The organism is Sphingomonas sp. (assembly GCF_024508665.1).
In the GTDB taxonomy this organism is placed as follows: Bacteria; Pseudomonadota; Alphaproteobacteria; order Sphingomonadales; family Sphingomonadaceae; genus Sphingomonas.
In genome coordinates this window covers 209,504-228,008 of sequence record NZ_JANINP010000004.1, presented here as the reverse complement: position 1 = coordinate 228,008, position 18,505 = coordinate 209,504, and the positions used below count along the sequence as shown (strand labels likewise).

Here is an 18,505-nt window from a genome sequence, read left to right as displayed (position 1 = left end):
CCTCCGATCGTTTCGCCCACGGTATCACGGCTCCGCGGGAGGTTCCATCGGCGCGGCACCTGCACTAGAGGGCAGGACATGGCCGAACCCTATTATATCACGACCGCAATCAGCTATCCCAATGGCCGTCCGCACATCGGACATGCCTATGAGGCGATCGCCGCCGATGCGATCGCGCGCTATCATCGTCAGGCCGGGCGCGACGTCCGTTTCCAGACCGGCACGGACGAACACGGGCTCAAGATGGTCCAGACCGCGCGCGACCGTGGCGTCGAGACGCGCGTTCTAGCCGATGAGATGTCCGGATATTTCAAGGCGATGGATGACCGTCTTAATGTCTCCTATGATCGCTTCATCCGCACCGTCGAAGCCGACCACCACGCCGCCAGCCGGGCGATCTGGGAAGCCATGGCGGCAGCTGGCGACCTGTATCTCGATCGCTATGAAGGCTGGTATTCAGTCCGCGACGAAGCGTTCTACGACGAGAAGGAGCTGGTCGATGGGGAAGGGGGCAAGCTCTCGCCCCAAGGTACCCCGGTAGAATGGACCGCGGAAGAGACCTGGTTCTTCCGGCTGAGTAAATACCAGCAGCCGTTGCTCGACTTCTACGCGGCCAATCCGGACTTCATCCGGCCCGAGGCGCGGCGCAACGAGATCTTGCGCTTCGTCGAGGGTGGCCTCAGCGACCTGTCGGTCTCGCGCACCAGCTTCGATTGGGGTGTCAAGGTGCCGGGCAGCGACGGGCATGTCATGTACGTCTGGGTCGACGCGCTGACCAATTACCTGACCGGAATCGGTTATCCGGACCTCGATAATCCGCTGGGCAAATACTGGCCCGTCGACCTTCACCTCATAGGCAAGGATATCGTTCGTTTTCATACGGTTTACTGGCCGGCCTTTCTGATGAGCGCGAACATCGCGCTGCCGAAACAGGTATTCGGCCACGGTTTCCTCCTTAACCGCGGGGAGAAGATGTCGAAGAGCCTGGGCAACGTCACCGATCCGATGGAACTGGCCGATCGCTTCGGCGTCGATCCGCTGCGCTACTTCCTGCTGCGCGAAGTGAGTTTCGGGCAGGATGGCAGCTATTCGGAAGAGGCGATCGTCACGCGCTGCAATGCCGACCTCGCCAACAATCTCGGTAATCTCGCCCAGCGCTGCCTATCGATCATCGCCAAGAATTGCGCCGGACGCGTGCCCGAGGCCGGAACGGCGACCGCGGCCGAGGAAGCGCTGGTCGAGAGCGTGAAAACGGCCGAGGCCGGTATGCACGCCGCAATGAGCGAATTGGCGATCCATACCGCGCTCGAGGCGATCTGGGCGGCCGCGCGTGACGCCAACCAATATTTCGCCGACCAGGCGCCGTGGAGCGTGCGCAAGACCGATCCCGCGCGCGCCGACACGATCCTCTATTACGCCGCCGAGGCTGTGCGCCGGATCGCGATCATGGCGCGCTGGGCAATCCCGGAAAGCGCCGACAAATTGCTCGATCTGCTTGGGCAGGGGGCGGATGTGCGCAATTTCGACGCGCTCAATCGGCCGATCGAGGCGGGCACCGCCCTGCCGGCGCCGAGCGGCGTGTTCCCGCGGCTCGAAATGGCGGCCGACGCGACATGAAGCTTGCCGACAGCCATTGCCATTTGAACTATAAAGGCCTGGCCGAACACCAGGCCGACGTCCTGCAGCGCGCACGCGACAGTGGCGTCGTCGCCATGCTCAACATCTCGACCCGCGAGCGCGAATGGGATGACGTCATCGCCGTCGCCGAACGCGAACCGGACGTCTGGGCGACGATCGGCGTCCATCCGCACGAGGCCGACCAGCATCCCGACGTCGATACCGCCAAGCTGATCGAACGCGCCGCGCATCCGCGCGTGGTCGGGATCGGCGAAAGCGGGCTCGATTATTATTACGACCATTCGGATCGCGAGCGGCAGCGCGCCAGCTTTCGCTCGCACATCGCCGCGTGCCGCGAAACGCAATTGCCGCTGGTCGTCCACACTCGTGACGCGGAGGAGGATACCGCCCTGATCCTGCGCGAGGAAATGGAGCAGGGGGCCTATCCCGGTGTCATCCATTGCTTTACGGCGAGTGGCGATTTTGCCGACAAGGCCTTGGAACTCGGCTTTTATATCTCCATTTCGGGGATCGTGACGTTCAAGAACGCCAAGGATCTGCAGGAAACCGCGGCGCGCCTGCCGCGCGAGCGCTTGCTGATCGAAACCGACGCGCCGTTCCTTGCTCCTGTCCCGCATCGCGGCAAGACCGGCGAGCCCGCTTTCGTCGCCGATACTTGCCGGTTCCTGGCACAATTGCGCGGCGAGGACGCCGACGAGCTGGCCGAGGCAACGCGCGCCAATTTCCACCGTTTGTTCGCCAAGACTAAGGCATGAAAGTCCGCATCCTCGGCTCGGGAACGTCGTCGGGGGTGCCGCGGATCGGCAATGACTGGGGCGCCTGCGATCCCACGGAGCCCAAAAACCGCCGCCGTCGCGTGTCGATTCTGGTGGAAACCGCGACCACGCGCATCCTGGTCGATACCGGGCCTGATCTGCGCGAGCAATTGCTCTCGGCGGACGTCGATCGTGTGGATGCGGTCATCTGGACTCACGATCATGCCGACCACACGCATGGCATCGACGATCTGCGTCAGTTGTTCCATGCTGCCGGGCGGCCGGTACGAGGTCTCGCGCGGCCATCGACGGGGGCGGTGCTGATCGAGCGTTTCGGCTATGTCTTCGCTGGGCGTGATGGCTATCCGTCAACCGTATCGCTCGAGCCATTGCCCGATCAGCTGATGATCGGCGATATTGCGATCACCGTCACCGATCAACCGCATGGCACGATCCATTCGGCCGGGATGCGCTTCGAGGCTGATGGCGGTGCGATCGGATATGCAACAGATTTCAATATCATGACCGATGATATGCGGAGCCAGTATCAAGGCCTGGACCTGTGGATCGTGGACGTCCTGCGGCGCAATCCGCACCCCAGCCATCCGCATCTCGACGAGGCGCTGGCCTGGATCGATGAGCTTCGCCCGCGACGCAGCGCGCTGACGCATCTCGACCAGTCGATGGATTATGCCACCTTGCTTGCCGAACTCCCGAAAAGAGTCGAACCGGCCTATGACGGGTTCGAATTCGAGGTGACGCGATGAGCAATACGACCGGAAACGTGATTTTCTACGTGTTGCTGCTCGTGCTGCCGCTGTCGGCGCTGTTCGCGCGCCGGCTGCCGCTGGGCCGCGCTGCCGTCATGGCGCTGGCCTGGATCGGCATCTTCGCCACCGGTCTGCTCGTGGTCGGAATCGTCAACCAGAACCAATGGCTGGTCTCCGGCACGCGCGCCTTGTTCTATGGGCCCGACCAGTCGGTGGTCGGCAGCGAGGTTCGCATCCCGATGGCCGATGACGGCCATTTCTGGGCGCGGGCGACAATCAACGGTGTCGAACGCACTATGCTGGTCGACAGCGGCGCGACCGTGACCGCATTGTCTACGGCGACCGCGGCGAGCGCCAAGATCGATCTCGACGGCATGGCGCCGCCGGCGGTCGTGTCGACCGCCAATGGAACAGTCACCGGCAAGTCGGCGACCATCGGAACGCTCAAGGTCGGCGGAATCACCGCAACCGATTTGCCGACGATCGTCGCGCCCGAATTCGGCGATCAGGACGTGTTGGGGATGAATTTCCTGTCACGGCTCAAATCCTGGCGGGTCGAGGGGAAGACCCTGATCCTCTCCCCCAATCCCAAGTGAGTTTTACATAATGTATATTATCAATCTCGAAGATGACCGAGCGGGGGGCTCTCCTCTCGCATGAGCAGCGTCGATATCGAGCGTCTGGTGGCGATCATGGCCCGCCTGCGCGATCCGGTGAGCGGCTGCGAATGGGACACCGTCCAGACCTTCGCGACGATCGCGCCGTACACGATCGAGGAAGCCTATGAAGTCGCCGACGCCATCGAGCGCGCCGACATGGCCGACCTCAAGGACGAACTCGGCGATCTGTTGCTCCAGGTCGTGTTCCATGCGCGCATGGCCGAGGAAGCCGGCGATTTCGCGCTGAACGACGTCGTCACGGCGATCTGCGACAAGATGGAACGCCGACACCCGCATATCTTTGGCGATGCGGCCGAAGGCGGCCATTACCTCTGGGAACAAATCAAGGCCGCGGAGCGGGGGGCCAAGGGGCACCAGAGCGCGCTGGACGGCGTCGCCGTTGGTCTACCCGCCCTGCTTCGGGCCGAGAAGCTGCAAAAGCGCGCCGCGCGCACCGGCTTCGACTGGCCCGATGCCAGCGGGCCACGTGCCAAGATCGACGAGGAACTGGCCGAGGTCGAAACCGCGGCCAGCGACGCCGAGCGTGAGGAAGAGGTCGGCGACCTACTTTTCGCCGTCGTCAATTGGGCGCGCAAGCTCGGGGTCGATCCGGAAGCGGCATTGCGCAGCGCTAACGCGAAATTCGAGCGGCGCTTCAAAGCGATGGAAGCCGCGGACGACAAGTTCTCCGAACGCAGCCTTGACGCGCAGGAAGCGCTTTGGCTGGCTGCAAAGGCCGGCGAGCGCGCCTGAAGGACGGTCAATTTCCGTGCCTCTCCAGGATCCTCCGTACTGCGGAGGTCAACGCTGCTGGAAGCGCTCATAATCGCGCGGCGCCATCCGCACGTCATAGGTCGCACGATCCCCCTCAACCTCCTGCCCCAGCACTTCGCCATGCTGGTGAAGCCACGCGGCTCCCGCGCCGTCGGAGGCATCTAGGGTGATCGAATAGCGGCGATGTCCTGCAGTCAGCTTGGCAGCGACCTCGCGCTTGAGTTCGTCCACCCCTTCCCCGCTCATCGCAGAGATCGCCACCACATCGTCCCGCCGCGCAGCCTCGGCCAGCGCATCTTGGCGATCGTCGTCGTCGAGCAGGTCGATCTTGTTCCACGCCTCGAAGCGCGGTGTGGTGTCGGCGACACCGAGTTCGCGGAGCACTTGTTCGACATCGGCCCGCTGGGCTTCGGTATCGGGATGGGCGATGTCGCGGACATGGATCAACAGGTCGGCCGAGACCACTTCTTCGAGGGTTGCCTTGAACGCTGCGACGAGTTGGGTCGGTAGCTCCGAGACGAAGCCCACCGTGTCCGAGAGGATCGCCTTGTCGATGCCCGGCAATTGGATCTGGCGTAGCGTCGGGTCGAGCGTCGCGAACAGCAGATTTTCTGCCATGACGTCAGCGCCGGTCAACCGATTGAAAAGTGTAGATTTACCGGCGTTGGTATAGCCGACCAGGGCAATTACCGGCCAAGGCGCGCGCTGGCGGCGTTCGCGGTGCAGTCCGCGCGTGCGGCTGACCTGGTCGAGTTCCTTACGCAACCGCGCCATGCGGTCGCGGATCAGGCGGCGGTCGGCCTCGATCTGGGTTTCGCCCGGACCACCGAGAAAGCCGAAGCCGCCGCGTTGGCGTTCGAGGTGAGTCCAGCTACGCACCAGCCGGCCGGCCTGGTAATCGAGGTGCGCGAGCTCGACTTGCAACCGCCCTTCCGCCGTCGCCGCGCGCTCGCCGAAGATTTCGAGAATCAGGCCGGTACGATCGATCACCTTGCACTCGAGCGCTGTTTCCAGATTGCGCTGCTGGACCGGCGTCAGGCTCGCGTCGAATACGACGAGCTGCGCGTCTTCCATGCGCACCTGGGCGGCGAGCTGCTCTACCTGACCCGACCCGATCAGCGTGGCGGGTTTGGGCTGGCGGACGCGATAGGCGATCTTTTCCGCCACCTCGACACCGATCGCGGAGGCAAGCCCCGCCGTTTCCGCGAGCCGGGCATCGGCGTCGCGGCTGGCATTGCCTTGGTCCGGCAACACGACGATCGCCCGAGCACCCCGGGCGAACTCGTCGCGATCACGTTCGAATCCTGTGGTCAATCCTCGTCAGAACCGTTTGATTCTTCGGCAAGATTCAGCGGATGGGCCGGCTGAATCGTTGATACCGCGTGCTTATAGACCAATTGCGCCATGCCTTCGCGCTCAAGCAGCATGCAGAACAGGTCGAAAGCCGCGATATGCCCCTGGAGCATGACGCCATTGACCAGGAACATCGTCACGCTGTCTTCGGACTTGCGTACCGCGTTGAGGAAAATCTCCTGCAGCAGCGGCGACTTCTTCGGGTCCGGGTTGATCGCGGCGGTGATCGCCGCAATGTCGATCGGGTTCGACGGCATGATCGTCGAGATCGCGTGCTTGTAGATCAGCTGCGACTGGCCGTCGCGGCGCAACAGGACCGAGAAATTATCGAACCAGGTCACGATGCCCTGGAGCTTCACGCCCTTGACCAGGAACATGGTCACCGGCGTCTTCGATTTGCGGAGAGCGTTCAGGAACAGGTCCTGGAGCGAGGTTTGTTTGTCGGCCATATGGCGATCCTTGGTCTTGGCGGGCCTTGACCCGCATGGCGCCGTTCTCTGGCGTCTGAAGCGCATGCCCACGCGGCGCGCGCGCTACACTATATAGGTGACGCCCTGCCCCTGCGTCCAGCGCGCTCGCGATCCGCGCATGGGACACATCACGTGGGCGAATCTATTCGTCGCGGCTGTCGGTAATCCCCAGCAGCTTGAGCTTGCGGTGCAGCGCCGACCGCTCCATCCCGATGAACGTCGCGGTCCGCGAGATATTGCCCGAAAAGCGCCGGATCTGGACCTTCAGATATTCGCGTTCGAACGTCTCTCGCGCTTCACGCAACGGCGCTCCCATCATCGCCGAAGCGCCTGCCCCCTCGCCCGCTCCGCCCAGTACTTCCGCCGGCAAAAGGTCGACGTCGATCCGCCCGATACGATCGCCCGGCGCCAGGATGATCGTGCGTTCGACCACGTTCCTGAGTTGTCGGACGTTACCTGGCCATTCGTAGCTTTGCAGCGCCACCATGGCGTCTTCCGCGACTTCGGGCGTGGGTACGCGGCGTTCGGCGGCATAATGCGCGACGAAATGGTCGACGAGGGCGGGAATGTCCTCCCGGCGGTCGGCCAACGGCGGAATCGTAACGGGGACCACGTTGAGCCGGTAATAGAGATCCTCGCGGAACCGGCCTTCGGCGATCTCGGCCTGAAGGTCTCGCGCGGTCGCCGAAACGACGCGGACGTCGACCTTTACGGTGCGGGTGCCGCCGACCCGGGTGAAGCTCTGGTCGGTCAGGACGCGCAGGATCCGGCCCTGCGTCGCCATCGGCATGTCAGCGATCTCGTCGAGGAACAAGGTCCCGCCATGCGCCTGTTCGAGCAGGCCGGTGCGCACCAGGTCGCCAGCTTCCTCGACGCCGAACAATTCCTCTTCGACGCGTTCGGGAGTCATCCGCGCCGCGCTGACCACGATGAACGGTCCCTGGGTCCGCTGGCTCCAGCTATGGAGCAGGCGCGCGGCGACTTCCTTGCCAACTCCGGCGGCGCCCATGATCAGCACCCGGCTGCCGGTGCCGGCAACGCGCTTGAGCGTCGCGCGGACCGCGTTGATCGCGGTCGAGGTGCCGGTGAGGTCGGTGTCGCGCCCGGTCGCGGCGCGCAGGGACGCGACCTCCTGACGCAATTGCTCGGTTTCGGTCGCGCGGCCGACCATCAGCAACAGGCGGTCGGCGTTGAACGGCTTTTCGATGAAATCGACCGCGCCGCGCCGGATCGCAGCTACCGCGGTGTCGATATTGCCATGGCCGGAAATGACCAGCACCGGGATCGAGGCGTCACGCCGCTTGATCTCCTCGAGCAATTCCAGTCCGTCGAGCCGCGATCCCTGCAGCCAGACGTCGAGAAGGACCAAGCTCGGCCGGCGCGTCGCGATCGCTTCCAGCGCGGAATCGCTGTCGGCGGCGGCGCGCGTCTCATAGCCTTCGTCCTGCAGGACGCCGGCGACCAGTTCGCGAATGTCTTGCTCGTCGTCTACGACGAGGATGTCCAGGCTCATGATTTTTGTCCGGTACGGGTGAGCATCGCCAGCGCGCCTTCGCCCTTGCTGGTTTCCGCGGGGTCACGATTATCGTCGAGCAGGGCGTCGAGTTGCAGGGTGTCGAAGACGATGGTCACGACCGTGCCGCCGCCCGGGCGGTCGGAAAAGGCGATCGTGCCGCAATGTTCCTCGATGATCTTCTTGACGATCGCCAGGCCCAGGCCGGTGCCGCGCGCGCGCGTCGTCATATAGGGTTCGACGATCCGGTCGCGCTCGAGCGGCAGTCCGATGCCGTTATCGGCGATCGTCGCGGTCATCAGGCGCTCGCCATGATCGAGCGTGACATTGATCTCGCCAGGCGGCGCACCTTCTCCGCGCGCCTCGATCGCCTCGACCGCGTTCTTGATGATGTTGGTCAGCGCCTGGCCGATCTGGCGGCGGTCGCAGACCAGAGGCGCGGCCTCCGGCATATCGAGCCGGAAGGTGATGTCGGAATGCGCCACTTCGTGCAGGAATACCGCCTGTCGCGTCAGATCGATCAGCGATTCGGGGTGGAAAACCGGCTTGGGCATGCGCGCGAAGGACGAGAATTCGTCGACCATCCGGCGCAGATCGCCGACCTGGCGCACGATCGTATCGGTCAGCTGGGCAAAGACGCCGTCCTTCTCGTCGATCGTCTTGCCGTAGCGGCGTTGCAGCCGCTCGGCGGCGAGTTGGATCGGGGTCAGTGGGTTCTTGATCTCATGCGCGATACGCCGGGCGACGTCGGACCACGCGGCGCGGCGCTGATCGAGCAATTGCTGGGTGATGTCATCGAACGTCAGGACGCGGCCGTCCTCATCGGCCGTGATGCGCACCGCCAGCGTCCGGGGCTCACCGCCCGTCGTCAGTTGCACGATCGATTCGCGGGTATCGCCCTCGAGCAACTCGGCCAGTTCGGGCGCGACATCGGCAAGCTGCGCGCCGACCGCTTGCGTTTCGTCGAGCTTGAGCTGAGCGACCGCCGAAGCGTTGAGCAACCGGATCGCCCCCCTGCCATCGACCGAGATCACGCCGGCGGAAACGCCCGACATCACCGCCTCGATCAACGCGCGGCGGCTTTCGAGGGCCCCGGTCTGCTCCTGCAGCCTGAAGGTCATGCGGTTGAACGCATTGGCCAGCGTGCCGACTTCGTCATCCGTCCGCGGGTCGGGCACGCGGACGGTGAGATCGCCATCGGCAATGCGCCGCGCGGCTGACACCATTTCGCCAACCGGACGAACCAGCCGATCGGCGACGACCAGCGCGATCCACACCGCGATCCCGACGATCAATAATGCGACGATGAACAAGGCGGCGTTGAATTGCAGCTGAAGCGCGCGGGCCCGCGCCTGCAATGCCCGGAAATCGGCGACGACATCGCCAAAACGCTGCAGCTGCCGGTTGGCGCCGCCGCCTTCGGTCACCCGACCAGCGTAGAGCAGAAGGCCGTCTACGCCCGGCACCGGCGCCACTACGCGAATGCGATCGCCCTGCACGGTGACGACACTGCGCTTGTCGCGCTGGACCGATGCCACGGCGACGGGGTCGATCTGTTTTTCGACGCTGCCATATTCGTCGACCCTGGTCAGGAACTGGATCTGGTTATTCGCCTCCACCCGGAAGAGCGCGCCTTCGGACAATTGGCGGTTGTAAAGCTGCAGCGTCAGATAGTTGGTCAGCGTATAGCCATAAGCGTCGCGCTTGGTCAGGATCGTCTGGGGTGTCGCGGTGCGCAACCAGTCGGGGGTCCAGTGCGCAGCGATATCATCGGCCGCCTGCAATGTATTCGCGTTCCAATTGGCGAGCGATTGCTCGTAGGATTCCTGCGCCAGCGTGGTGGCGTTCTTGAGAACATTGCTGACACGGTCGGACAGCCAGAACTCGACGCCATATTGGAACATGACCGAGGCGAAGATAACCGCGAGCACGGTCGGCACCGTGGCGATGGTCGAAAACAGAGCGACGAGCCGCACGTGGAGCCGCCCTTCCCCGCCCGCCCCGGATTTCGCCACGCGGCTCTTCGCCAAGCGCCGACCGAGCAGCATGATCAGCGCGACACACGGTCCGAGATTGACCACCAGCAGCAATGCGACGAGCGGCGGCGTCAGCAGGCGCTGCGGCGCGGCTCCGGCTCGGACGACGAAATAGGTAGCAACCCCTACCGCGATCGCCACGACGAGCACGGCCAGCTCCACGGCCGGAGTTATCCTGGGGCGCCCGCCCCAGAAACGCCGGGGCGCGGCGATCGTGCTCTCGCCACTCATCGTTGCAGGAATACAACGACTGCGTGGCAAGGAAAACACATATTTGACGTCAAACCGTCGTGGATCAGCCCCCGTCCGCCGTACCGCCCGGGTCGATGCCCAGCGTATCGAGCCGTTTGCGCAGTGTATTGCGGTTGATCCCCATCGCCCGCGCAGCCCGCAATTGGTTGCCCCCATGGCGCGCCAGCATCGCCTCGATCAGCGGTCGTTCGATCTCGGCGATGATACGTTCGTAGATCGTGCCGTCGTCGAGCGCACGGGGATCTTCGCGCGCAATGCGGTCGAGCCGCGCTCGCACCGCCGTATCGAGGTCCGGAGCCCCGGCCGGTGCGGTGGCCGACGGCATGCCGAGGACGCTGCCCAACTCCCCCGCCCCGATGACTTCATCGCGACTCAGCACTGCGAGTCGACGCATAATGTTTTCCAGTTCGCGGACATTGCCCGGCCAGTCATGGGCCTCGAGCGCGACGACGGCCGCCTCATCGAGGCGCTTGCGTGGCAGGCCGTTCTCGGCGGCACGGTCGAGGAAGTGGCGCGCGAGCAGAGCGATGTCCTGGCGCCGTTCTCGCAAGGCTGGAAGAGTGACCGGTACGACGTTGAGACGATAGAATAAATCTTCGCGAAACTGCCCCGACTGAACGAGGGCGTTGAGATCGCGGTTGGTTGCCGCGACGATGCGCACATCGGCCTTGATCGTGCGGGCACCACCCACTGTGGTGAACTCGCCTGATTGCAGCACCCGCAACAGCCGCGTCTGCGCCTCGAGCGGCATGTCGCCGATTTCGTCGAGGAACAACGTGCCCCCGGCGGCCTGCTCGAACCGCCCGGCCGATCGCGCCTGCGCGCCGGTGAAGGCACCGCGTTCATGACCGAACAATTCCGCCTCGATCAACTCGCGCGGAATCGCCGCCATGTTGATCGCCAGGAACGGCGCATGCGCGCGCCGACCCAGGTCGTGGATGGCGCGCGCGACCAGTTCCTTGCCGGTCCCGGACTCACCCGAGATCAGCACGGTGAGGTCGTTCGAGATCACTCGCGCGATGACGCGATAGACGTCCTGCATCGCCGGCGATCGTCCTATCAAGGGCAAGGCGCGGTCGGCGTCTTCGAGTTTTTCATCGGTACCGTCGCCCTGGCGCGCAAGCGCGCCGTCCACTGCACGGGTCAGGTCATCGAGGTCGAACGGCTTGGGCAAATAATCATAGGCGCCGACTTCGGTCGCCCGCACGGCGGTCGTAAGCGTATTTTGGGCCGAGAGCACGATCACGGGCAGCTGCGGATAGGTCTGGACCAGGCCCGCCACCATATCCAGGCCGTTGCCGTCGGGCAGGACGACGTCGCTCACCACCACATCCGGCATCGCGGCGCGCAATTCGCGGTTGAACTCGGCCAGGCTGGCGGTGGTCGTGACGCGATGCCCGGCACGGCGCAAAGCGTGCGCGACCACCGTCCGGATCGCCGCATCGTCGTCGAGGACCAGGATATTGCCCGATCGGCTCATTGCGCGCGCGCCAGCAAGATACGGAAGATGGTCATTTCGGGCGCCCCTTCGCGCGAATATTGCACGAGGCCGCCCATATCGCGCACTAGTTTGTCGACCAAGGCCAAGCCGAGCCCCTGCCCTTCGGGTTTGCTCGACACGAAAGGGCTGAACAGATGGTCGGCGATGTCGGCGGGCGCGCCGGGGCCGTTGTCGATCACGCACAATTCGATCGGCAGGCCTCGCCGTGGCTGGCCCGGCCCGGCATCCACCGCCAGGCCATGGCGGTAAGCGGTCGAGATCAGGATGCGCGGCTTCTTGACGTCATCCAGCGCTTCGGCGGCGTTTTTCAACAAGTTGATGATGATCTGCAGCAGCGCATCATTGTCGGCGAGAACCGGGGGCAGCGAGGGATCGAAACTCTCCTCGATCGTGATGTCGCGCGCGAAGCCGGTCTGGGCGACGCGGCGGGCATGATCGAGCAGCGGGTAAATGTTGGTCGGCTGAGGATTGACCTGGCGACCGGTGAAATCCTGCATCTTGTCGATCAGCGCGGCGATGCGGTCGACTTCCGTCGTGATCAGCGTGGTGAGTTCGGCGCCGGCCCCTTCGGCGGCGAGCAATTGCGCCGCGCCGCGGATGCCCGAAAGCGGATTCTTGATTTCGTGACCGAGCATCGCCGCCGCACCGACGACCGCGCGTGCGCCGCCGCGTTCGGCGGACTGGCCGACCTTGCGCGTACCGCTGATGGCGTGGAGCGCGATCGCTCGCCATCCGTCATGGTCGGCGACCGGCGTCTCGTAATAATCGACGCGGAGCCGGCCGGTGCGTTCGGTGCCGATATCGTAGTCGAACGCCGACACCGCGCGCCCATCTCCAGCCCCTGGCGGCGGCGTCAGAACGTCGGCGAGCGGCAAGCCGCGCATCGCGCGCTCCGACAGATTGAGCAGCAATTCGCATTCGCCATTGGCGTTGCGCACCAGCCCCTCCGGATCGACCACCAGGATGGCGATCGGCAGTCCGGCGAAAAGCTCGGCGAAATTGGGTGCCTCAGGCAGCGGCGCGGGCTCGCCAGGGCGCATAGAAATCGGCCAGCATCGCCTTGACGCGATTGGCGTCAGGCTCCTGGTTCACCTTGTTGCGGAACTCGGCGGAGCCAGGCAGCCCCTTGGTGTACCAGCCGATATGCTTGCGCATCATGTTGACGCCGGTCTCGGCTCCATAATGGCTGAGCATTTCTTCATAATGCCCTGCGATCACGTCATATTGTTCGTCGATCGAAGGTTCGGCGACGGTCCGGCCTTGCTGCAGATACGCCATCACCTGGGCGAGCAGCCAGGGCTTGCCGTAGGAACCGCGCCCGATCATCACGCCGTCAGCGCCCGATTGGTCGAGCGCCGTCACCGCGTCCTCGGCCGAGCAGATGTCGCCATTGACGATGACCGGCACCTTCACGGCGTCTTTGACCGAACGGACGAATGCCCAGTCGGCCTCTCCTTTGTACATCTGGTTCCGCGTCCGCCCGTGGACGGTGACCATCCGCACCCCAAGATCCTCGGCGATCCGCGCGAGTTCGGGGGCGTTGAGGCTGGCATGATCCCAGCCCATTCGCATCTTGAGCGTGACCGGTGCCTTTACCGCCTTGACGCAGGTATCGACGATCGCGCTGGCAAGCTTGAGGTCGCGCATCAGCGCCGATCCGGCGTCGCCATTGGTCACCTTGCGGACCGGGCAGCCCATATTGATGTCGATGATCGCCGCACCCTTGTCTTCGGCGAGCTTGGCGGCCTCTCCCATCTCATAGGGGGTACAGCCGACCAGCTGCATCGACACCGGGTCCTCGCTCGGGTCCCACATCGCCTTCTGGATCGACTGGCGCGTCTCGCGGATCGCCGCCTGGCTGGCGATCATCTCGGTCACGTTGAGGCCCGATCCGAAGCGCCGCACGAGGCGACGGAACGGCAGGTCGCTCACACCCGTCATGGGCGCGAGGATCACCGGGGTCTCGATCCGGACCGGACCGACCTGGATGGGCGCGAGCTTGGTCATGTGCTTAAAAATCAGGCAGCGCATAGCCGGACGCGATGATGCTGGCAAGGCCGGGCGCGCTGCGCTAGGCGCGCGGCCATGTCTGCCGAAACCATTGCCCTGATCGTTGCCGCCGGAAAAGGCGAGCGGGTCGGCGGCGATACGCCCAAGCAATTCCTGCCCCTCGCCGGTCTGTCGCTGGTCGAACATAGCCGGCGTGCGCTGGCCGCGCATCCGGGGATCGATCGTGTCGTGACTGTGGTCGCGGCCGGCAACGAGGCATTGGTCGAGGGACAAACGGCGATCGGGGGGGCGACGCGGCGCGAGTCGGTGCTGAACGGACTCGAGGCGATCGGCGCTGCGGGGCGCGTCTTGATCCATGATGCCGCGCGTCCGATCGTGCCGGCCACGGTGATCGACCGGTTGCTGACGGCACTGGATAGCGCCAGGGGCGCGGTCCCTACCCTCCCCGTCGCCGATACGCTCGCCGGCAAGGGCGCCGGCAAGAGCGATAGTCTCGGCGACACGGTCGATCGCTCGACGCTGGTGCGCGTGCAGACGCCGCAAGCGTTCGATTACGCCGCCATCCTGGCCGCGCATCACGCTTGGCCGATCGGCGAGGAAGCGACCGATGACGCGCAGATTTTGCGCCGTGCGGGCCATGACGTCGCGATGGTCGACGGCGACCAGCTGCTCGACAAGATTACCTATCCCGGCGACATCGCGCTCGCCGAAGCCCGGCTGGGAGCGAATATGCGCGTCAGGACCGCAACCGGATACGATGTCCACCGCCTCGTCGCCGGCGAACAATTGTGGCTGGGCGGCGTGCTGATCCCGCACGACAAGGGATTGTCGGGGCATAGCGACGCCGATGTCGCGCTCCATGCGATCACCGATGCCGTTCTGGGCACGATCGCTGCCGGCGATATCGGCCAGCATTTCCCGCCGAGCGATTCGCGATGGAAAGGCGCCGAGTCGGGGCAATTTCTCGAACACGCCGCCTCGCTGGTCGTGGCCAAGGGTGGAATGATCGATTTCGTCGATCTGACGATCATTTGCGAGGCGCCCAAGATCGGCCCATATCGAGACGCGATCCGCGACCGCGTCGCGGCGCTGTTGCGGGTGTCGCGCGAGCAGATTAGCGTCAAGGCGACGACGACAGAGCGGCTCGGGTTTACCGGTCGCGGTGAGGGGATTGCCGCGCAGGCGGTGGTGACCATCAGGATTTAAGGGACAGGCAATGAAGACGTTGGCGGGCGCTGCTATCGCGCTGTGGATGGGTATGGCGGCAACGACCGCGCAGGCGGCGGCCGAGGCGCAGCCGTGCCTGACCGAGGCCGAGGCGCAATCGTTGATCACCGCGGTGCTGCCCGATGTGTTCCAACAGGTCGGCCGGACCTGCAGCAACGCGCTGCCCGAGAATGCGACGCTGCGTGGCGGTTTGCCGCCATTGGTCGCGCGCTACCAGGCGCCGGCCGATCTCGCGTGGCCGCAAGCAATGGCCGCGTTCGGCAAGATCGGCGGCAAGGACGTGGCGGGGATCGACCCCAGATTACTGCGTCCGATGATGGGGCCGATGATCGCGGGCGCGATCGCCCAGGACATCAAGCCGCGGGATTGCGCCACGATCGACCGCGCGGTCAGCCTGATGTCGCCGCTGCCGCCCTCAAATACCGCCGGCTTGATCGTGCTGCTGGCGTCGGCCGCCGGAGGCAAGGACAAGAAAGACAGTCCGTTCTCGATCTGTCCGACCGCGGCAGCTACAGGGTCGGTATCGGCAACGGGACGCCCGTGAGCATCGATACCGTCCTGCCCGCCGAGCTCGTTGCCCTGGCGCGCGAGGTTGTCGAGGCCAACAAGGCGATCGGCCGCAAGTTTGCGTTGGCGGAAAGCTGCACCGGCGGCCTCGTCGCGGCGGCAATCACCGAGATTCCCGGGTCGTCGGAGGTCCTGCTCGGCGGGTTCGTGACCTATTCGAACGAGTCGAAGGTCGACCTGCTGCGCGTCAGCCACGATGTGCTCGACACGTTCGGCGCGGTGTCGATCGCAACCGCTTGGTCGATGGCGCAGGGTGCGTTGGAAGCGACAAATGCCGACCTTGCGGTCGCGATCACCGGAATTGCCGGGCCAGGCGGCGGAAGCGAAAAGAAGCCCGTCGGAACTGTAGTGTTCGCGCGCGCCGAGCGCGACGCCGATCCGTCGGACGTGGTCGCCGACCGTAAGGATTTCGGCGACCTGGGTCGCGGCGGGGTCAGGCTTCAGGCGGCGCTGGTAGCGCTCGAATTGCTGATGCCGCGCGGATCGGACGTCCCCGCGCCATAAAGCTGGGCCGCGCGCATCTCGAACGCGCTGGTCATTCGCGTCAGCGCCGACGAGAAGACTTGACCCGCGAGCATCTCGAACACCCTGTTCCGAAACGCGAAGTCGACCGCGAAATCGACCTCGCACCCGCCTGGCGCGGCGCGGAAATGCCAGTCGTTGCTGAGATATTTAAGCGGCCCGTCGATATAATCGACATGGATATTGGTCGGGCGATCCTTCTTCACCTTCGACGTGAAAGTCTCGCGTAGCCCCTTGAATCCGACGATCAGGTCCGCGACCATTTCGGTCGGCGTATCGCTACGCAACCTGACCGCGCTGACCCAAGGGAGAAATTCCGCGTAGCGGCCGACGTCGGCCACCAGATCGAACATCTGCTCGACGGTGTAGGGCAGGAAGCGGGTTTCCGTATGACGGGGCATCAGGCCGTCTTCGCAAGTCTCTCGTCGCGGGCAGCTTTCATCTTCGCGAAATCGTCGCCGGCGTGATAGCTCGAGCGCGTCAGCGGCGACGAGGCGACCAATAGGAAACCCTTGGCGCGGGCGATCGCGGCATAAGCATCGAAGGCCTGGGGCGTCACGAAATCCTGTACCTTGGCGTGGCGCGGCGTCGGCTGAAGATACTGGCCCATGGTCAGGAAATCGACATCGGCCGAGCGCATGTCGTCCATCACCTGGTGCACTTCCAGCCGCTCCTCGCCCAGACCGAGCATCACGCCCGACTTGGTGAAGATCGACGGATCGAGCTTCTTGACCGATTCCAACAGGCGCAGCGACGCATAATAACGTGCGCCGGGACGGATGGTCGGATAGAGCCTCGGCACGGTTTCGAGATTGTGGTTGTAGACGTCGGGCCGGGCCGCGACGATCGCCTCTACGGCTGCTTCATGCTTGTTGCGGAAGTCGGGCGTCAGGATCTCGATCGTGGTGGTCGGATTGGCCTTGCGGATCGCCTCGATCACCCGGACGAATTGCCTGGCGCCGCCATCCGAAAGGTCGTCGCGGTCGACCGAAGTCACCACGATATGCTGAAGCCCCATTTGCGCCGCGGCGTCGGCGACATTCTGCGGCTCCATCGGATCGACCGCGCGCGGCATGCCGGTCTTGACGTTGCAGAAGGAGCAGGCCCGGGTGCAGGTGTCGCCCAGGATCATCACCGTGGCGTGCTTCTTCGACCAGCATTCGCCGATATTCGGGCAGGCCGCTTCCTCGCATACCGTTGTCAGGCTCTTTGAGCGCATCAACGCGCGCGTCTCTGCAAAGCCGGCCGAGGTTGGCGCTTTGACCCGGATCCAGTCGGGCTTGCGCTGGCGCGGTTCGCGCGCGACGGAAGTGATGTCGTTCATGGGGGCCAGATAGCGATGCGAGCGCATGCTTGCCACCCCCTGCGCAGTTGCGATTCACGCTTCGGATTGGCAGAGACGCGCGCATGACCGACTTCAACGACCTGATCGACGGCTATCATCGCTTTCGCACCAGCGAATATCGCCGCCACCGCGACCGCTGGGCGGAACTGAGCGAAGGCCAGAGCCCGCGAGTGATGGTCATCGCCTGTTCCGACAGCCGGGTCGATCCCGCACAGATATTCGACACCGTGCCCGGCGAGATCTTCACGGTGCGCAACATCGCCAATCTCGTGCCGCCGTTCGAACTTGGCGGCGGGCGCCACGGCGTGTCGGCCGCGCTCGAATTCGCCGTCACCCAGCTCGAAGTGCCCGAGGTCGTGGTGCTCGGACACGGTTCTTGCGGCGGTGTCGCCGCTGCCCTCTCCAAGCGATTCGAGGGCGCCCCTCCAGGCGAAGGCGGGTTCATCGCCCATTGGGTCGACATGCTCGACGAAGCGCGCGATCGCATCATTGCCGAACATGGCACAGGCCCCGAGGCGGTGCGCGCGATGGAGCTGGAGACGGTCCGCGTGTCGATCCGCAACTTGCGTACGTTCCCGTGCATCCCCGAGCGCGAAGCGGCCGGTACGCTCAAGCTGCGCGGCGCCTATTTCGCGATCGCCGACGGTGTGCTCCACGTCATGGACGACGACGGCAACTTCGCGCCCGCCTGACGAAAATTCCGGGGCGCTGGCGAGTTACTAGCGATAGGCCGATATTGGCGCGACGCCTTTCCTGTAATGGTCCCAATTGCGTTCCGCCGATTGGATCGCGACAACAAACGTTATGGCGAGCCCGATTAGCGAAACGCTGATGGTCCATTGCCGGCTTGCCTGATCGAGCAACTCGCGGCGGAACAATCGCGCGCCCTCGATCAGGGTCCCGAGGACCATGAGTCCCCAGATCACTCCGACAATGACGAGGAATACGCCCACAGTCATACCGAGTGCGAAGAATTTCAGTCCGAACGCACCGAGCAGGATCGTCAACGGAATTGCCACGCCGAGACCGTATTGCGACGAGGCAAGCCAAATGGCGAAAGCCCAGAAACCGATCGCGAAAAGAATCCGTCCCACACTGCCCTCCCCTGCACGG

19 protein-coding genes are annotated in these 18,505 nt (G+C 64.6%); 9 read left to right on the top strand and 10 right to left on the bottom strand.

From position 1 onward, the window contains the following. Positions 1–78 precede the first annotated feature (78 nt). The 5 genes from metG to mazG are packed head-to-tail and all read left to right on the top strand — an operon-like array spanning position 79 to position 4,575. A complete protein-coding gene (metG, locus tag Q0L25_RS08260; RefSeq protein ID WP_296613251.1) occupies positions 79–1,617 on the top strand; it encodes a methionine--tRNA ligase in 1,539 nt (512 codons plus the stop codon). Beyond that, the gene (locus Q0L25_RS08255) at positions 1,614–2,393 is read left to right on the top strand and encodes a TatD family hydrolase (RefSeq protein WP_296613249.1); all 780 of its coding nucleotides are present in this window, start codon (positions 1,614–1,616) and stop codon (positions 2,391–2,393) included. The genes metG and Q0L25_RS08255 overlap by 4 nt, the downstream gene beginning before the upstream one ends. Continuing rightward, positions 2,390–3,160, top strand: coding sequence for an MBL fold metallo-hydrolase (locus Q0L25_RS08250; protein WP_296613247.1), 771 nt, complete (start codon positions 2,390–2,392; stop codon positions 3,158–3,160). The genes Q0L25_RS08255 and Q0L25_RS08250 overlap by 4 nt, the downstream gene beginning before the upstream one ends. Beyond that, complete coding sequence (locus Q0L25_RS08245) at positions 3,157–3,759, top strand: TIGR02281 family clan AA aspartic protease (RefSeq protein WP_296613246.1); 603 nt, start codon at positions 3,157–3,159, stop codon at positions 3,757–3,759. Before Q0L25_RS08250 ends, Q0L25_RS08245 begins: the two co-directional genes overlap by 4 nt. 60 nt (positions 3,760–3,819) lie before the next feature. Then, the gene (mazG, locus tag Q0L25_RS08240) at positions 3,820–4,575 is read left to right on the top strand and encodes a nucleoside triphosphate pyrophosphohydrolase (protein ID WP_296613244.1); all 756 of its coding nucleotides are present in this window, start codon (positions 3,820–3,822) and stop codon (positions 4,573–4,575) included. 48 nt (positions 4,576–4,623) lie between these two features. Here mazG and hflX read toward each other — a convergent pair whose 3' ends face one another. The 7 genes from hflX to dusB form a co-directional block, all read right to left on the bottom strand. Then, on the bottom strand, positions 4,624–5,910 hold the full coding sequence (gene hflX / locus Q0L25_RS08235) for a GTPase HflX (protein WP_296613243.1): 1,287 nt from the start codon (positions 5,908–5,910) through the stop codon (positions 4,624–4,626). Further along, positions 5,907–6,464, bottom strand: a complete 558-nt coding sequence (hfq, locus tag Q0L25_RS08230) for an RNA chaperone Hfq (RefSeq protein WP_296613241.1) — start codon at positions 6,462–6,464, stop codon at positions 5,907–5,909. Before hfq ends, hflX begins: the two co-directional genes overlap by 4 nt. A 97-nt stretch (positions 6,465–6,561) precedes the next feature. Beyond that, entirely contained in the window at positions 6,562–7,932 is a 1,371-nt protein-coding gene (locus Q0L25_RS08225) for a sigma-54 dependent transcriptional regulator (RefSeq protein WP_296613240.1), read from the bottom strand. Beyond that, a complete protein-coding gene (locus tag Q0L25_RS08220) occupies positions 7,929–10,199 on the bottom strand; it encodes an ATP-binding protein (RefSeq protein ID WP_296613239.1) in 2,271 nt (756 codons plus the stop codon). Before Q0L25_RS08220 ends, Q0L25_RS08225 begins: the two co-directional genes overlap by 4 nt. Before the next feature lie 64 nt (positions 10,200–10,263). Next, a complete protein-coding gene (ntrC, locus tag Q0L25_RS08215; RefSeq protein WP_296613237.1) occupies positions 10,264–11,700 on the bottom strand; it encodes a nitrogen regulation protein NR(I) in 1,437 nt (478 codons plus the stop codon). Further along, positions 11,697–12,761, bottom strand: coding sequence for an ATP-binding protein (locus Q0L25_RS08210; RefSeq protein WP_296613235.1), 1,065 nt, complete (start codon positions 12,759–12,761; stop codon positions 11,697–11,699). Before Q0L25_RS08210 ends, ntrC begins: the two co-directional genes overlap by 4 nt. Further along, positions 12,730–13,728, bottom strand: coding sequence for a tRNA dihydrouridine synthase DusB (dusB, locus tag Q0L25_RS08205; RefSeq protein ID WP_296613233.1), 999 nt, complete (start codon positions 13,726–13,728; stop codon positions 12,730–12,732). Before dusB ends, Q0L25_RS08210 begins: the two co-directional genes overlap by 32 nt. Before the next feature lie 78 nt (positions 13,729–13,806). On the opposite strand from dusB, the gene Q0L25_RS08200 reads away from it, so the two are divergent. Genes Q0L25_RS08200 through Q0L25_RS08190 form a run of 3 tightly spaced genes read left to right on the top strand, consistent with a single transcriptional unit; the run spans position 13,807 to position 16,029 of the window. Then, positions 13,807–14,937 (top strand): bifunctional 2-C-methyl-D-erythritol 4-phosphate cytidylyltransferase/2-C-methyl-D-erythritol 2,4-cyclodiphosphate synthase, encoded by a 1,131-nt coding sequence (locus Q0L25_RS08200; protein WP_296613231.1) that lies wholly within the window; start codon positions 13,807–13,809, stop codon positions 14,935–14,937. Between the two features lie 10 nt (positions 14,938–14,947). Next, the gene (locus tag Q0L25_RS08195; RefSeq protein WP_296613229.1) at positions 14,948–15,502 is read left to right on the top strand and encodes a hypothetical protein; all 555 of its coding nucleotides are present in this window, start codon (positions 14,948–14,950) and stop codon (positions 15,500–15,502) included. Then, entirely contained in the window at positions 15,499–16,029 is a 531-nt protein-coding gene (locus Q0L25_RS08190; RefSeq protein ID WP_296613228.1) for a CinA family protein, read from the top strand. The genes Q0L25_RS08195 and Q0L25_RS08190 overlap by 4 nt, the downstream gene beginning before the upstream one ends. On the opposite strand, the gene Q0L25_RS08185 is transcribed toward Q0L25_RS08190, so the two are convergent. Further along, complete coding sequence (locus Q0L25_RS08185) at positions 15,966–16,448, bottom strand: type II toxin-antitoxin system RatA family toxin (protein WP_296613226.1); 483 nt, start codon at positions 16,446–16,448, stop codon at positions 15,966–15,968. The two genes, Q0L25_RS08190 and Q0L25_RS08185, sit on opposite strands and share 64 nt — an antisense overlap. Further along, positions 16,448–17,371, bottom strand: a complete 924-nt coding sequence (lipA, locus tag Q0L25_RS08180) for a lipoyl synthase (protein ID WP_296613224.1) — start codon at positions 17,369–17,371, stop codon at positions 16,448–16,450. The genes Q0L25_RS08185 and lipA overlap by 1 nt, the downstream gene beginning before the upstream one ends. A gap of 83 nt (positions 17,372–17,454) precedes the next feature. Here lipA and Q0L25_RS08175 point away from each other — a divergent pair, with 83 nt between their 5' ends. Continuing rightward, the gene (locus tag Q0L25_RS08175) at positions 17,455–18,084 is read left to right on the top strand and encodes a carbonic anhydrase (RefSeq protein ID WP_296613222.1); all 630 of its coding nucleotides are present in this window, start codon (positions 17,455–17,457) and stop codon (positions 18,082–18,084) included. A gap of 27 nt (positions 18,085–18,111) precedes the next feature. Here Q0L25_RS08175 and Q0L25_RS08170 read toward each other — a convergent pair whose 3' ends face one another. Further along, a complete protein-coding gene (locus Q0L25_RS08170; RefSeq protein WP_296613221.1) occupies positions 18,112–18,486 on the bottom strand; it encodes a hypothetical protein in 375 nt (124 codons plus the stop codon). Positions 18,487–18,505 lie beyond the last annotated feature (19 nt).